Source organism: Acidovorax sp. DMC1 (assembly GCF_056314325.1).
This window is the reverse complement of record NZ_JBQUYO010000003.1, coordinates 509,444-524,940: the sequence shown is the minus strand read 5'-3', so window position 1 is coordinate 524,940 and position 15,497 is coordinate 509,444. Positions and strand designations below refer to the sequence as shown.

At 66.9% G+C, this 15,497-nt stretch carries 10 protein-coding genes and 1 pseudogene; 3 read left to right on the top strand and 8 right to left on the bottom strand.

The features are described from left to right. Positions 1-60: 60 nt before the first annotated feature. The 3 genes from ACT531_RS09710 to ACT531_RS09700 all read right to left on the bottom strand — a co-directional run bounded on the left by ACT531_RS09710 (position 61) and on the right by ACT531_RS09700 (position 5,944). Positions 61-3,294, bottom strand: a complete 3,234-nt coding sequence (locus ACT531_RS09710; protein ID WP_476017276.1) for an efflux RND transporter permease subunit — start codon at positions 3,292-3,294, stop codon at positions 61-63. A 34-nt stretch (positions 3,295-3,328) separates the two neighbouring features. Beyond that, the gene (locus ACT531_RS09705; protein ID WP_476017275.1) at positions 3,329-4,591 is read right to left on the bottom strand and encodes an efflux RND transporter periplasmic adaptor subunit; all 1,263 of its coding nucleotides are present in this window, start codon (positions 4,589-4,591) and stop codon (positions 3,329-3,331) included. A gap of 471 nt (positions 4,592-5,062) precedes the next feature. Next, on the bottom strand, positions 5,063-5,944 hold the full coding sequence (locus ACT531_RS09700) for an alpha/beta hydrolase (RefSeq protein ID WP_476017274.1): 882 nt from the start codon (positions 5,942-5,944) through the stop codon (positions 5,063-5,065). A gap of 192 nt (positions 5,945-6,136) precedes the next feature. Between ACT531_RS09700 and ACT531_RS09695 the strand changes: the two genes are divergently transcribed. Then, entirely contained in the window at positions 6,137-7,054 is a 918-nt protein-coding gene (locus tag ACT531_RS09695) for a LysR family transcriptional regulator (protein WP_476017273.1), read from the top strand. A 149-nt stretch (positions 7,055-7,203) separates the two neighbouring features. Next, entirely contained in the window at positions 7,204-7,485 is a 282-nt protein-coding gene (locus ACT531_RS09690) for a VF530 family protein (protein ID WP_476017272.1), read from the top strand. Positions 7,486-7,520: 35 nt separating this feature from the next. Here the strand turns inward: ACT531_RS09690 and ACT531_RS09685 are convergent, their stop codons facing one another. The 4 genes and pseudogenes from ACT531_RS09685 to ACT531_RS09670 all read right to left on the bottom strand — a co-directional run bounded on the left by ACT531_RS09685 (position 7,521) and on the right by ACT531_RS09670 (position 12,789). Continuing rightward, positions 7,521-8,480, bottom strand: a complete 960-nt coding sequence (locus tag ACT531_RS09685) for an alpha-E domain-containing protein (protein ID WP_476017271.1) — start codon at positions 8,478-8,480, stop codon at positions 7,521-7,523. 71 nt (positions 8,481-8,551) lie between these two features. Then, positions 8,552-8,620 (bottom strand): annotated as a pseudogene (locus ACT531_RS09680) (alpha-E domain-containing protein); the annotation flags it as partial. Position 8,621: 1 nt separating this feature from the next. Beyond that, positions 8,622-10,136, bottom strand: coding sequence for a circularly permuted type 2 ATP-grasp protein (locus ACT531_RS09675; protein WP_476017270.1), 1,515 nt, complete (start codon positions 10,134-10,136; stop codon positions 8,622-8,624). 85 nt (positions 10,137-10,221) lie between these two features. Next, complete coding sequence (locus ACT531_RS09670) at positions 10,222-12,789, bottom strand: DNA internalization-related competence protein ComEC/Rec2 (protein ID WP_476017269.1); 2,568 nt, start codon at positions 12,787-12,789, stop codon at positions 10,222-10,224. Between the two features lie 136 nt (positions 12,790-12,925). Between ACT531_RS09670 and ACT531_RS09665 the strand changes: the two genes are divergently transcribed. Then, complete coding sequence (locus tag ACT531_RS09665; RefSeq protein WP_008906002.1) at positions 12,926-13,384, top strand: RidA family protein; 459 nt, start codon at positions 12,926-12,928, stop codon at positions 13,382-13,384. Positions 13,385-13,524: 140 nt separating this feature from the next. On the opposite strand, the gene ACT531_RS09660 is transcribed toward ACT531_RS09665, so the two are convergent. After that, positions 13,525-15,327: a methyl-accepting chemotaxis protein gene (locus tag ACT531_RS09660; RefSeq protein WP_476017268.1), complete on the bottom strand. Its 1,803-nt coding sequence runs from the start codon at positions 15,325-15,327 to the stop codon at positions 13,525-13,527. Between the last annotated feature and the right edge of the window lie 170 nt (positions 15,328-15,497).

Sequence of the window (15,497 nt, the reverse complement as noted above, 5' to 3'; positions counted from 1 at the left end):
GCAGCGCGGAGCACGTGGCGAGGGCCACAAAAATTTGTGTTGTCACCGTGGTCAGAAGCATCACTCGTGCTCTTTGCGCGACGCGGCCAGCACGGGGTGGGCCGTACCACCAGAACCCGGGGCGTGCGAGATGGGCGCCACATGCGCACCATGCTCCACCAGCGGGCGGTTGCCCGCCAGCTTGCGCAGCAGCACGTAGAACACGGGCGTGAGGAACAGGCCGAAGGCCGTCACCCCGATCATCCCGGCGAACACCGCCACGCCCATCGCGCTGCGCATTTCGGCGCCCGCGCCAGTGGACAGCACCAGGGGCAGCACGCCCATCACGAAGGCCAGCGAGGTCATCAGGATGGGGCGCAGCCGCAGTCGGCTGGCCTCGATGGCGGCCTGCACGGGGGTGCGCCCGGCAAACTCCAGCTCACGCGCAAACTCCACGATCAGGATGGCGTTCTTGGCCGACAGCCCCACCAGCACGATGAGCCCGATCTGCGTGAACACGTTGTTGTCGCCCTTGGTGAGCCACACGCCCGTCATCGCGGCCAGGATGCCCATGGGCACGATCAGGATGATGGCGATGGGCAGCGTAAGGCTTTCGTACTGCGCGGCCAGCACCAGGAACACCAGCAGGATGGCCAGCGGGAACACCAGCACGGCAGAGTTGCCGGCCAGGATTTCCTGGTAGGTCAGCTCGGTCCATTCGAAGGTGATGCCCTGGGGCAGCGTCTCCTTGGCGATGCGCTCGATGGCTGCCTGCGCCTGGCCCGATGAATAACCGGGCGCAGGCCCACCATTCACATCGGCAGCCAAGTAGCCGTTGTAGCGCATGGCGCGTTCGGGGCCAAAGCTGGGCTCCATCTTCATCAGCGCCGACAGCGGCACCATCTCGCCGGTGCTGGAACGCACCTTGAGCAGGCCCACATCTTCCGCCCGCGCGCGGTAGGCTGCATCGGCCTGCACGCGCACGCTGTAGGTGCGGCCAAACTGGTTGAAGTCGTTGGCGTACAAGCTGCCCAGGTAGATCTGCAGCGTGTCGAAGATGTCCGTCACCGGCACGCCCAGTTGGCGCGCCTTGGTGCGGTCGATGTTGGCGTACAGCTGCGGCACGTTGACCTGCCAGCTGGTGAACAGGCCCGCCAGCTCGGGCGTCTGGTAGGCCTTGCCCATGAAGGCCTTCACCGCATTGTCCATGGCTTCGTAGCCCAGCGATGCGCGGTCTTCGATCTGCAGCTTGAAGCCGCCCGTGGTGCCCAGGCCCGCCACTGGGGGTGGCGGGAACATGGCGATGAACGCGTCCTGGATGCTGCCGAACGCCTGGTTCAGCTGGCCCGCCACGGCGCCACCGCTCTGGTCGGCGCGGGTGCGCTCGGCAAAGGGCTTGAGCGTAGCGAACACGATGCCGGAGTTCGAGCTGTTGGTGAAGCCGTTGATCGACAGGCCGGGGAAGGCGATCGCGTCTTCGACATTCGGGTTCTCCTTCATGATCTCGCCCATGCGACGGATCACGTTCTCCGTGCGGTCCAGCGTGGCGCCGTCGGGCAGCTGCGCAAAGCCGATCAGGTACTGCTTGTCCTGAGCGGGCACGAAGCCGCCGGGCACGATCTTGAACAGGCCCATGGTGGCACCCACCAGCGCGAGGTAGATCACGAACATCAGCGCCTTGCGGCCGATGACGCGCTTGACGCCGTCGCTGTACGCCTCGGAGCCGCGATGGAACATGCGGTTGAAGCCACGGAACAGGCCGCCAAACACCTTGTCCATACCGCGCGTGAGCGCGTCCTTGGGCTCGTCGTGGCCCTTGAGCAGCAAGGCGCTCAGCGCGGGCGACAAAGTCAACGAATTGATGGCCGAGATCACCGTGGAGATCGCAATCGTCACCGCGAACTGGCGGTAGAACTGGCCGGTGAGCCCGCTGATAAAAGCGAGCGGCACGAACACGGCCACCAGCACCAGCGCGATGGCGATGATGGGGCCGGACACTTCGCGCATGGCGCGGTAGGTGGCCTCGCGCGGGGTCAGGCCCGCCTCGATGTTGCGCTCCACGTTCTCCACCACCACGATGGCGTCGTCCACCACGATGCCGATGGCCAGCACCAGGCCGAACAGAGAGAGTGCGTTGATCGAAAAGCCCAGCAGGTGCAGCACGGCAAACGTACCCACCACCGACACCGGCACCGCCAGCAACGGGATGATGGAAGCACGCCAGGTCTGCAGGAACAGGATCACCACCAGCACCACCAGCGCGATGGCTTCGAGCAGCGTGTGGATCACGGACTGGATGGACGCCCGCACGAACTGTGTGGGGTCGTAAGCAATGCGGTACTCCACGCCTTCGGGCATGTTCTTCTGGATCTCGTCCATGGTCTTGCGCACATTGGCCGAGATGTCGAGCGCGTTGGAGCCGGGGGCCTGGAACACGCCCATGCCCACGGCCGGGTCGTTGTTGAGCAGCGAGCGCAGCGAGTAGTCGGCCGCGCCCAGCTCCAGGCGGGCGATGTCGCGCAGGCGCGTCACGGCGCCATCAGCACCGGTCTTGACGATGATGTCGCCGAACTCTTCTTCGGTCTGCAGGCGGCCCTGGGCGTTGATGGACAGCTGCAGGTCCACGCCGGGCAGGCCGGGCGATGCGCCCACCACGCCGGCGGCGGCCTGCACGTTCTGGCCGCGGATGGCGGTCACCACATCGCTGGCCGAGAGGCCGCGCTGCGCGACCTTCTGCGGGTCCAGCCATACACGCATGGAATAGTCGCCACCGCCAAAGATCTGCACCTGGCCCACGCCCTGGATGCGCGCGAGGCGGTCCTTCACGTTGAGCACAGCGTAGTTGCGCAGGTAGTCGATGTCGTAGCGGTTGTTGGGCGAAACCAGGTGGACCACCATGGTCAGGTCCGGCGCGCTCTTGACGGTGGTGACGCCCAGGCGGCGCACTTCCTCGGGCAGGCGCGGCTCGGCCTGCGAGACGCGGTTTTGCACCAGCTGCTGGGCCTTGTCGGGGTCGGTGCCGAGGGCAAACGTCACCGTCAGCGTCATCACGCCGTCGGTGGTGGCCTGGCTGCCCATGTAGAGCATGCCTTCCACGCCGTTGATGGATTCCTCCAGCGGCGTGGCCACGGTCTCGGCGATCACCTTGGGGTTGGCGCCCGGGTACTGTGCGCGCACCACCACGGAGGGCGGCGCGACTTCAGGGTATTCGGAGATGGGCAGACCGCGCAATGCGATGAGCCCCCCCAGGAAGATGAGCACCGACAGCACCCCGGCGAAGATGGGGCGGTCGATGAAAAAGCGGGACAGATTCATGGATGCAAATTCCTTGCGTCGCTGTTTCGCACGCTCAGGCGGCGGGCGACTTGCTGTTGTTCTTGGCTTCCTTGCGATCACCCGCAATCTCGGCCTTGGCGGTCATGGGCACGGACTGGGGCGCGACCACGGCACCGGGGCGCACGCGTTGCAGGCCGGCGACGACGATGTTCTCGCCCGCCTTGAGGCCCGAGGTGACCACGCGCAGGCCGTCAATCGGCGCGCCCAGGGTGACCTCGCGGTACTCGGCCTTGTTGCCCTCGCCCACCACCATCACGAACTTCTTGTTCTGGTCGGTGCCCACGGCACGCTCGTTGATCAGCAGCGCCTGCGTGTTGCGGGCCTGGCCCATGCGGATGCGGGCGAACTGGCCGGGGATCAGCGAGCCGTCTTCGTTGTCGAACACGGCGCGCACGCGCACGGTGCCGCTCTTGGCATCAACCTGGTTGTCGATGAGCTGCAAGCGGCCGGCGTGCGGCGTGCCGCCCGTGGTGCCGGTGCCCATCTGCACCGGGATGCGCTCGATGAGCTGGCGGGCGCTGTTGCCGCGCTGGCCGCTTTGCAGGTCCGCCAGGGCCTTCACCACGATCTGCTCATCGGTGTCGAAGCTCGCGTAGATGGGGCTGACCGACACCAGCGTGGTCAGCACGGGGGCGCCCGCACCGGCCGCCACCAGGTTGCCCACCGTGACTTCGATGCGACCCACACGGCCCGCCACGGGGGCACGCACCTGGGTGTACGAGAGGTTCAGCTTGGCGGTCTGCAGCGCAGCCTGGGCCGCACGCAGGTTGGCATCGGCCTCGCGCTGGGCGTTCAGGCGTTCGTCATGCTCGCGCTGGGCAATGGCTTTTTCGTCCAGCAGGCGGGTGGCACGCTCCAGCTCGCTGCGGGTGTACGACAGGCGGGCCTGCGCGGCCACCACCTGGGCTTCGGCGCGGTCCACCTCGGCGGCGTAGGGGGCCGGGTCCACGGTCACCAGCAGGTCGCCCTGCTTGACCAGCGAGCCTTCGCGGAAGTGCACGGCCTGCACAGCACCCGAGACACGGGGGCGTACATCCACGCGCTGCACGGCTTCGAGTCGGCCAGAGAACTCGTCCCACAGGGCGATGTCTTTTTGCAGCACGGCGGCTACCGACACCGGCATGGCAGGGGGTGCGGCAGGGGCGCTATCTGCCTGCGCCACGGGCGCCTGGAACACCAGAACGGCAGCCGCCACGGTGGCCGTCAAGGCCGTGGCAAGGGTGGCCAGACCCAGGGGGCGGCGCTGGGAGAACTTGGAGAAGGATGGGAAGTTCATGGTCACTTTCGATCAGTAGGTGTGCCCTTGTGAAGCACGCTGTGAAATGGGTCTGCCGTGCGCTGGCGCCTGTGGGCTGCGCTAGGCAGGGGTCAATGCAAAGGGGGCGGGATGCAGTCTCGGCAATGACACGGTGGAAAGGTCAATACCCCGGCGACAAACACCAGGGCGGCCTGCAGGGAATCGTCAAAAGACGGTGCGGCCGGGTGCGCTATGGCAGTCGCCCCAGGCCGGTGTGGTCAGGAATGCATGCATGGTGTGTTCTTTCCTCCGTGTTGTTTGAATGGCTAACGTGGGCCGCAGGACGTGCGGAGCGGGTAACGCCAGGCAAGCGCTTCCCCTCCGGCACGCCAGGCCGGAAATCAAGGTGCAAAAAGGGAGTGGGGCTCGCGCAGAGCCCGCGTTTCTCTGCCTCCACCGGGGTGGAGGTCAGCAGCAGTCAGGGGTGTGAGAAGGTGTCAGGGGCCGTCGTCAGGACGGCACCGGACTTCGCGTGGCGGCAAAGAACTGCCGGAACTGCTCTTGCGCCCCCGCCGCACACGGACATTCGTGCGGGCCAGTCTGCAGCAGGGCATCGGGCCATTGCGGGTTCTTGGAGAACACATGGCGGGTGACCTGCAGGCCGGCGGCCTCCAGCCGGGCCGCATAGGCCAGCGCCTCGTCGTGCATGGGGTCGGTGTCGCCCACCAGGATCAGCGTGGGTGGCAGCCCCGCCAGGCGCTGTGCACCGGCCGGCACGGCATAGGGGTGCTCAGCATCGCGCGGGCAGCGCAGAAAGTTGCGCCAGCCTTCGGTCCACTTGCAGCCGGTGGAATCCCCCGTGGCCTCGCGCAGCGACGCGGTGCCCACGCAGGGGTCCAGCATGGGCGACAGCAGAATCTGCCCGGCCAGCGGAGGGTGCGACTGGTCGCGTGCCATCAGCGCCACAGCCGCCGCCAGGTTGCCCCCGGCTTCTTCGCCCGCCAGGTACACGGCAGCGCCCTGCCCGCCAAGCTTGGTGCGGTGCTTGTGCACCCACTTGAGCACCCCGTAGCCCGTGTCCACCGGCTGCGGAAAGGGCGTGAGCGGATACGCGACCGACACCACCACCGACCCGGCACTCTCTAGCAGCGAGGCCACGGTGCAGCCGTTGTCCAGGTCGCCCGACATGAAGGCCCCGCCATGGAAGTGCACGACCACCGGCGACGTGTGGCCGGTCTTCTTGCGGCCGTACATGCGCACCGCCACGTCCTGCCCCTGGGCCACCTCAATGGTGGAATCAGTGCAGACGGACGAAGCCACACCAGACGCCTTGGCAGGCGCCGCAGCGGGCTGCGTGGGCAAAGAGGACGAGGACGGGTGGTCGGGCTGCATGGCAGGTACCCAGTAGTTAGGTGATGAGGTGGAGCATCGGTTGACGATGGATGAAATGTAGTGGCTTGGGCTTTTCTGATAAACAGGTCAAACACCACCGCACTGTTTCTAAAAGCTCAACAATCAAACCAGGGTGCCCGTGTGAGAATTCCCCAGCACCCAATCTGGGTGCTGAAGACTCAAGGAGAAGCCATGGACCAGATTCAGGCCATGCGCATATTCGTGCGGGTGGTGGAGGCCGGCACGTTTACCCGGGCAGCAGATTCGCTGAACCTGCCCAAAGCCACGGTGACCAAGCATGTGCAGGCGCTGGAGGAGCGGCTGCGCGTGAAGCTGCTCAACCGCACCACCCGCCGCGTGACCGTCACACCCGACGGTGCGGCCTACTACGACCGCACCGTGCGGCTGCTGACCGATCTGGACGACATCGAGGCCAGCATGACCAACGCGCGCGCCAACCCGCGCGGGCGGCTGCGCATCGACGTGGGCACGTCGGTGGCTCAGTTGCTCATCATTCCGCACCTGGCGGAGTTCCATGCCCGCTACCCGGACATCCAGGTGGATCTGGGCGTGAGCGACCGCACGGTGGACCTGATCGGCGACAACGTGGACTGCGTGATCCGGGGCGGCGAGCTGAGCGACCAGTCGCTGGTGGCGCGCCGCATTGGCAACCTGGAGTTCATCACCGCCGCCGCACCCGCCTACCTAGAGCGCAAAGGCACCCCCACGCACCCGCTGGAGATCGAAGAGAAACACGCCAGCGTCATCTACTTCTCGCCCCAAAGCGGGCGGCACTACCCGCTGGAGTTTCGCCGGGGGGATGAGTCCATCGACATCACCGGCCCCTACCAGCTGAGCGTGAACGAGGCCAACGCCTACGTCACCTCCATCGTGGCGGGCCTGGGCATTGGCCAGATCACCAGCTGGCAAGCCCAGCGCTACTTGGCCAGCGGAGCCCTGGAGCAACTGCTGCCCGACTGGACCCAGCCCCTGTTGCCCGTGTATGTGGTGTACCCCCCCAACCGGCACCTGAGCGCCAAGGTACGCGCCTTTGTGGACTGGGCGGCCGAGCTTTTTCAGCGGGAAGACCATCTGCAACGCAAAGCCTGAACCTCACTTTGCGTCGCCCGTCCAGGGTGACGCGAACCCTGGTCTGGCGCGGCCAGCCCTGCAGCGGCGCCAGTGGGTTTCTCGTCTGCAACAAACGACAGGACCGCAACAAGAGCCCGGGTACGTTCCCAGTCTGTATGCTTCGCGCCATGAGCACCCCAGAGCCCCCGCCGCCCGCCCCACCGGCCAACAAGCCCGCCCAGCCGCGCAATCCCCTGCACGGCGTGACACTCGAAGCCATGGTCGTGGGCCTGGCCGATTACTTTGGCTGGGACGAGCTGGGGCGTCAGATTCCCATCCGCTGCCTCCAGATCGACCCCAGCGTGGGTTCCAGCCTCAAGTTCCTGCGCAAGACGCCGTGGGCGCGCGAAAAGGTGGAAAGCCTTTACCTCTTCATGCTGCGCGACCAGCGGCGCAACGCGCAGGACTGAACCAGTCCACGCACTACGCCGTTTTCAGGGCGCTCTCAGTCGCCCGAGGTCACCAAAAAATCGCGGCTGATCCCGCCGCCCAGGTCGTTCACCCGGTCCAGGAACTGCGTGAGGAACGCGTGCAGGCCCGTCGCCAGGATCTCGTCGATGCGGCCGTACTGCAGGTCGGCCAGCAGGCGCCCTGCCCTGCGGCTGGTCTCGGCAGACTGACCGTTGGCAAGCACAGCCAGGTTGTCCACCACCTCGCGCAGGCACGCGTGCAATGAGCGCGGCATGTCGCGGCTCAGGATCAGCAGGTCGGCGACGCGGCCGGGCGTGATCACATCGCGGTACACCTTGCGGTACACCTCGAACGCCGACACGCTGCGCAGGATGGCGCTCCAGTGGTAGAAGTCGCTCTCCTGGTTGCGGTCGCTGGTGCGGCCGAAGAAGTCGTTCTTGACGGCGTGGAACTTCACATCGAGCAGGCGCGCCGTGTTGTCCGCCCGCTCCAGGAAGGTGCCCATGCGCAGGAAGTGAAACGCCTCGTCCTGCAACATGGTGCCCAGCACCACGCCACGCGACAGGTGCGAGCGGTACTTCACCCACTCAAAGAACTGGCCCGGGTCGCGCTCGAAGGCGCCGCCTTCCAGCTGCCGGTGCAGCTCCAGCCAGGTCTGGTTCTGCGTCTCCCACACCTCGGTGGTCAGCGCGCCGCGCACGGCCCGCGCGTTCTCGCGCGCGGCACGCAGGCACGACAGGATGGACGACGGGTTGTTGCCATCGCGCACCATAAATTCGAGCACGTTGACAGGCGTCACTTCGCCGTGCTTGGCGGTGTAGGCCGGGATCAGTTCGCTGATGGACAGCAGGCCTTCCCAGCCCGCCTGCGCTGCGTCGGCGGACTGCGGCAGTAGGGACATTTCATAGCTCACATTGAGCATGCGCGCGGTGTTCTCTGCCCGCTCTGTATATCGGGACATCCAGAACAGATGATCGGCAGTGCGACTTAGCATTTTTCCTCCCCGGGCAGAGAACCCCGCGCGTGCTGCGCACGCTGGCTGTGTTGTAGTGAAACCCCGCCTTCGGCGGCGTTTTCTGCTCTCTCCGTATAGCGCGACATCCAGAACAAATGGTCGGCGGTGCGGCTCAGCATCTCAGAACCCTCCTTGCGTTTGGGTCATGCCGCCCAGGGTCTGCGACTGTGTCATGGGCGTGGTGCTGCGGCCTTCGCCCAGCACCCAGGTGTCCTTGGTGCCTCCGCCCTGCGACGAATTCACCACCAGCGATCCCTCCTGCAGTGCGACGCGCGTGAGCCCGCCTGCCACCATCTGCACCTCACGGCCGCTGAGCACGAAGGGGCGCAGGTCGATGTGGCGCGGGGCGATGCCGCTTTCGACATACGTGGGGCAGCTAGAGAGGCTGAGCGTGGGTTGCGCGATGTAGCCCGAGGGGTTGGCGATCAGCGCACGGCGGAAGTCCTCGATCTCGGCCTGCGTGGCGGCTGGGCCGATGAGCATGCCGTAGCCACCTGCGCCGTGCACTTCCTTCACCACCAGGTCCTTGAGGTTGGCCAGCACATGCTGCAGGTCGTCCGGCTTGCGGCACATCCAGGTGGGCACGTTTTTCAGGATGGGCTCTTCACCGAGGTAGAAGCGGATCATCTCGGGCACGTAGGGGTACACGGATTTGTCGTCGGCCACGCCCGTACCCACGGCGTTGCAGATGCCCACGTTGCCCGCGCGGTAGGCCTCCATGAGGCCGTAGCAGCCCAGCGTCGAATTCGGACGGAATACCTGCGGGTCGAGGAAGTCGTCGTCCACGCGGCGGTAGATCACGTCCACCCGCTGCAGGCCGCGCGTGGTGCGCATGTACACAAACTTGTCCTTGACGACCAGGTCCTGCCCTTCGACCAGCTCCACGCCCATTTGCTGCGCGAGGAAGGCGTGCTCAAAGTAGGCGCTGTTGTGCATGCCGGGCGTGAGCACGACCACCGTGGGCTCGTCGGCCGTGGCCGGGGCGCTGGCGCGCAGGGTTTCGAGCAGCATGTCGGGGTAATGCGCCACGGGCGCCACCTTGTGCAGGCTGAACAGCTCGGGGAACAGCCGCATCATCATCTTGCGGTTTTCGAGCATGTAGCTCACGCCGCTGGGCACGCGCAGGTTGTCTTCGAGCACGTAGTACTCGCCGTTGCCCTGGGCATCGGGAGCGCGCACGATGTCGATGCCGGCGATGTGCGCGTAGATGTCTTGCGGCACATGCACACCGGCCATCTCGGGGCGGTACTGCGCGTTGTTCAGGATGAGGTCGGCGGGCACGATGCCGGCGCGGATGATGTCCTGGCCGTGGTACACGTCATTGATGAAGCGGTTGAGCGCCGTGACGCGCTGCACCAGCCCCTGCTGCATGCTGGCCCACTCGTGGGCGGGGATGATGCGGGGGATCAGGTCAAACGGAATCAACCGCTCGTTGCCTGCACCGCCCTCGTCCTTGGCGCCGTACACGGCAAAGGTGATGCCCACGCGCCGGAAGATCATCTCGGCCTCGGCCCTGCGGGCCTGCATCACGTCAGGGGGCTGTTTGCTCAACCATTGCGCGTAGCGCTTGTAGTGTTCCCGCACGTCGCTGCCATCAAACGGCAGCATGGCGTACATCTCGTCAAATTTCTGCATGAACGGGCCTCCTGCAGTCAGGATAGCAAGTTGTGAGCCCGCCCCCGCACAACACCCCTGACGGCGCTGCGCCATGGGCCCCGACTCAGTTGTCCCGTGGCACCATGCGGTGCTGCCAGTAGCGCTCGCCGGTGTCGCGTTCGCAGGCCACCTGGCCCGGCTGTGACGAGGACCAACGAGCCGCCCCGCAGCGCGACGACTCCACCACCGCAATCTGGCGCGCGCGGTAGCGCTGCAGCACATCTGGCGCAGGATGGCCAAAGCGGTTGCGATACCCAGCCTGCACCAAAGCGGTGCGCGGCTGCACGGCCTCCAGAAAAGCCGCCGACGACGAGGTCTTGCTGCCATGGTGGGGCACCAGCAGCAAGTCAGCCCGCACCGGTGCGCCACGCGCCAGCAGGGCCTGCTCCTGCGGTGCCTCGATGTCGCCCACCAGCAAGGCCGACGCGCCCTCGGTGCCTGCGGCGGAAATGCGCAGCACGCAGCTGAGCGCATTGGGGCGCGGTGGCTTGGCCGCCCCCGGTGCGTCGTCGCCAGACAGGGGATGCAGCACCTCAAACACCACGCCATCCCATTCCCAGCGCTGTCCGGCCAGGCAGGGGCGGCTGGGGCGCAGGCGCTGCAGGGCGTGCTCAGCTTCGATGGAGCCGGTGAGTTCGGCGCGGGGCTGCTGGGCCAGCACGGCCGCCGCGCCGCCCGTGTGGTCGGCATCGCGGTGGCTGAGCATGAGCACATCCACCCGCTCTCCCAGCGCCCGCAGCAGCGGCACCAGCACGCGGTGGCCCGCATCGCTCTCGCGGCTGAAGCGCGGCCCGGCGTCGTACAGCAGGGTGTGCGTGGCCGTGCGCACCAGCACGGCATTGCCCTGGCCAATGTCGGCGGCCAGCAGCTCAAACTGCCCCGCTGCGGGCCGCGCGGGCTGCCACCACAACACCGGCAGCAGCAAAGGCAGCGCCAGCAAACGCAGGCGCCAGGGCAGACGCATGGCCAAGAGCGCACCCCCGGCCACCGCCGCCACGCCTGCCCAGAGCGGCGCTGCCGGCAAAAACACGGCGGCCCAGGGCCACTGCGCCAGCCACTGCAGCCATGCGGTGAGCGGCTGCAAGCTGATGGCTGCTACGCTCCACAACGGCGCCCACAGCACGCCACCCAGCGCCAGCGGCGTGACCACCAGCGTCACCCAGGGGATGGCCACCAGGTTGGCCACAAAACCCACCAGCGACACCTGGCCAAACAGCAACAAGCCCAGGGGCGTCAATGCCAGTGTCACGACCCATTGTTCACGCACCAAGGCATAAAAATGGCCTATAGCGCTAGTGCTATTTGCCTGAGTAGCTATCGGATTGGTAGCAAACAGCACACCCACCGCGACAAAGCTCAGCCAGAAGCCTGCCTGCGCCAACGCCCATGGGTCCAGCAACACCACGGACCCGCAGGCCAGCAGCCACACCTGGGGCCAGGGCCAGCGGCGCCCGCTCAGCTGCAGCAGCCCCACGATGGCCAGCATGGTCACGGTACGCTGCGCGGGCACGCCCCAGCCGCTGAACAGCGCGTACGCCGTGGCCAGCAACACACCCGACACCAGCGCGGCGGACTGCGCTGGCACCGCCAGGCTCAGCCGGGGTGAGCGCCGCCACAGCGCCCTCACCCCCAACGCGGCCAGCCAGGCAAACAACGTGATGTGGAGGCCCGAAATGCTCATGAGGTGGGCCACCCCGGTGGCGCGGAACACATCCCAGTCCGCACGGTCGATGGCGCGCTGGTCGCCCGTGACCAGCGCCGCCACCACACCTGCAGTGCGCGTGCGGGTGGTGTCAGCGGATTCATTGGCCGCCCCATCGTGCCCAAACACCAGACGTTCCATGATGGCGTCCCGCACGCGCTGGCGCAGCTGCTCCACCGGGTACTGCCAAGTGGCGGCCACACGCACCGGTGGCTCGTCCTTGGGTCCGGCGCGCACGTAGCCTGTGGCTTGTACGCCCTGCTCCCACATCCACAGCTCATAGTCAAAGCCGTGCGGGTTGCGCAGGCCATGGGGCGCCTTCAGGCGCACGGTGATCTGCCACCGCTCGCCCGCCCGCACAGGCGCGGGCTGGCGTTGCAGGTCCAGCACCTCGCCACCACCGCCAAAGGCGCCGCCATACCAGGCCACATCGATCTGCGGCGGCATGGCCACGGGTATGCCCTGCAGCGTTGCGGACTCCACCGCCATGCGCCAGCGGGTTCCAGCCTCGTTGACCTGCGGCATGGCGGCCACCACGCCGGTGATGCGCAGGTCCTTGCCCTCCAGTGCGGCAGGCAACGCCTGGGCCTGGTAGGCCACGGCCCGCAGGCCGGTGCCGCCAAACATGGCCAGCACCCCCGCCAGCAACATCAGCCAGGGCGACATGGCGATCACACTGCGAGCCCGGCGCAGCCCGGGGTGCCGCCGCGCGGCAGCCACCGCACCACCGCCCAGCAGCAGGCCAGCCATCAACAACCACCCGTAGGCCGCCGCAGACCACAGCGCGGGCTGCTGCAGTTGCAGCGCAGCCCCGGCCACCACGCCCAGCAACACAGCGGGCAGCAGCCACGGACGCGGGGGCAACGGCCCCTCCACCCCCTGGCCTGTGGCGGACAGTGGCGCGGCATTAGGGGCGCTTATGGTGGACATGCACTGATGCTAATGCGCCGCCAGGGGCTGCCCCATCGGCGCGGGGGCGAGGTGCTGTGTAACACTTACCGCGCTCGGCGGCCTGCGCACCAGGCTGCCCTAGTCTATCCACCCGCACTTCCTAACGAGGACCACCATGAGCGTTTACGACAAGCTGAAAGAACTCAACATCACCCTGCCCCCCGTGTCGGTGCCCGCCGCCGCCTACGTGCCCTATGTGCAGACCGGCAACCTGGTGTTTCTGAGCGGCCACATCGCCCGCAAGGACGGCAAGCCCTGGGCCGCACAGTTCGGCCGCGACATCGGTACCGAAGAAGGCAAGCAGGCCGCGCGCGCCGTCGCCATCGACCTGATGGGCACGCTGCAAGCCGCGTGTGGTGGCGACCTGAACCGGGTCAAGCGCATCGTCAAGGTGATGAGCCTGGTGAACTCCACCGGCGATTTCACCGAGCAGCACCTGGTGACCAACGGCGCCAGCGAACTGCTGGGCCAGGTGTTTGGCGAAAAGGGCGTGCATGCCCGCAGCGCCTTCGGCGTGGCCCAGATCCCCATGGGCGCGTGCGTGGAGATCGAACTGATCGCTGAACTGGCCTGACCTTCAGACCTCCAGCAAAAAGCCCTTGGCATCGCTGCCAAGGGCTTTTTTCGTTGCCTGCGGTCCGCCAGCCCCGCCACCGGGGTGTGCAAAAAGGCGACGTGCGCGCTGACTCGAGACCGGTGCGATCCCAGCACCCGTCAGAAGGACTCCCAATCCTCCTCGGCTCCCGCCGCAGCGCCCTGCTTCGCGTTTTTCTGGCTGCCCGTCTTGGCGACCGATGAGGGAGTAGGTGCCTTGGCCAGCGCAGCAGAAGTGTTGGTGGTGCCGATACGGGCCGCTGAAGCGGTAGCACCGCCAGCGGCGGGCGCTGGTGCTGCGCGGGCTGGGGACAGGCTGGCGGTGACCTTGGCCGCGCCGCGCGCCGCACCGATGGCGGCCTGGGCCGGGCCATAGCTGGCAGCATTGACCTTGAACATGGACACCTCGCGCGCCAGATGGTCGGCCTGCTCGCGCAGGCTCTGCGCCGCTGCGGCGCTTTCCTCCACCAGCGCGGCGTTCTGCTGGGTCATCTGGTCCAGGTTGCTGATCGCCTTGTTCACCTGCGAAACCCCCGCGCTCTGCTCGGACGATGCGGCAGTGATCTCGCCAATCATGTCGGTCACGCGCTGCACAGACTGCACGATGTCGGTCATGGTGGTGCCCGCGTCAGACACCAGGCGCGAGCCGGTCTCCACCTTCTCGACCGACGCGCTGATGAGCTGCTTGATCTCCTTGGCCGCCTCGGCGCTGCGCTGAGCCAAGCTGCGCACCTCGCTGGCCACCACGGCAAAGCCACGGCCCTGCTCGCCAGCCCGCGCGGCCTCCACGGCCGCGTTCAGCGCCAGGATGTTGGTCTGGAACGCAATGCCATCGATCACACCGATGATGTCCGCGATCTTCTTGCTGCTGTGGTTGATGTCCTCCATGGTGGCCACCACCTGTGTCACCACCTCGCCGCCCCGGCGCGCCACGCCAGTGGCCCCCGCAGCCAGGCTGCTGGCCTGCTGGGCGCTGCCCGCGCTCTGCTGGATGGTGCTGGTGAACTCCTCCATCGCGGCCGCCGTCTCCTGCAGGTTGCTGGAGGTTTGTTCGGTGCGGGCCGACAGGTCCTGGTTGCCGGTCGCGATCTCGGCGCTGGCAATGGCAATGCTGTCTGTGCTCTGGCGCACCTGATGCACCATGCGCCCCAGGGCGTTGCTCATGGCATAGAGCGAGCGCAACAGGTCGCCAAACTCGTCGCCGCGCGTGACGGACTCTTGCTGGCTCAGGTCGCCGCCTGCAATGCGCTCGGCCAGGCCATGGGCCTGCGCTAGCGGCCGCTGGATGCTGCCGATCAGGTAATACGCCCCCACGATGATGGCGAGCAGAAGGAGGGCCACGGCCACCGCCGCGATCTTGACGGTGAGCATGCGCTCGGCCGCCATGGCTGCCTGCGTGTCTGCGGCGTTCTTCTGCTGCTGGGCCACGAACTCACGCAGTGCCGTGAGGTAGGCCACCACGGACGGGTTGTACTTCTGATTGATCAGCGTCACGGCCTGGTCTTGCTGGCCGTCGCCCTTGAGCTTGCGGGCCTCACCACGCAGGTCGATCATGGTCTTGCGGGCGGCCGCGATCTTGTTCATCTGGGCCTTGTCAGCGTCGGACAGGGCCATGGATTCGAGTGATTTTTGCACCTCGCTGATCTGGGCCGAGGTGGCCGCAATGACGTCCTTGAACTCGGCCTCCACCGCAGGGTCGTTGCTCACGATCAGCGCCTGCGTGCGCGCGGCATTGGTTTCGGTCAACCCCGACCAGCGCAGGGCGGCCTGCACCCGCGCTTCCATCTCCTTGCTCACGGCATCGGCCTGAGCTTGCACTTTGGCCGAGCGGTAGGCCGCAAACCCCACCACGGCGACCAGCATGACCACGATCAGAATCACAGCCAGCCACAGCTTGTGGGCCATCCTCAGTTGTTTGGGCATGGAGGTCTCCTGGAGTGTGTTTGTCACGAGATGTTGCTCGCTTTCCGACAATTGCACAAACCAGGAGCGACCGTATGAGGGTCATCCCCAAGCGCCACTGGGCGCGCAGCCAAAGGCGCAGGGTGCGTCAAACGCGTCTCGCGCACCCTGCGCCAGCGGCAGTGACGACG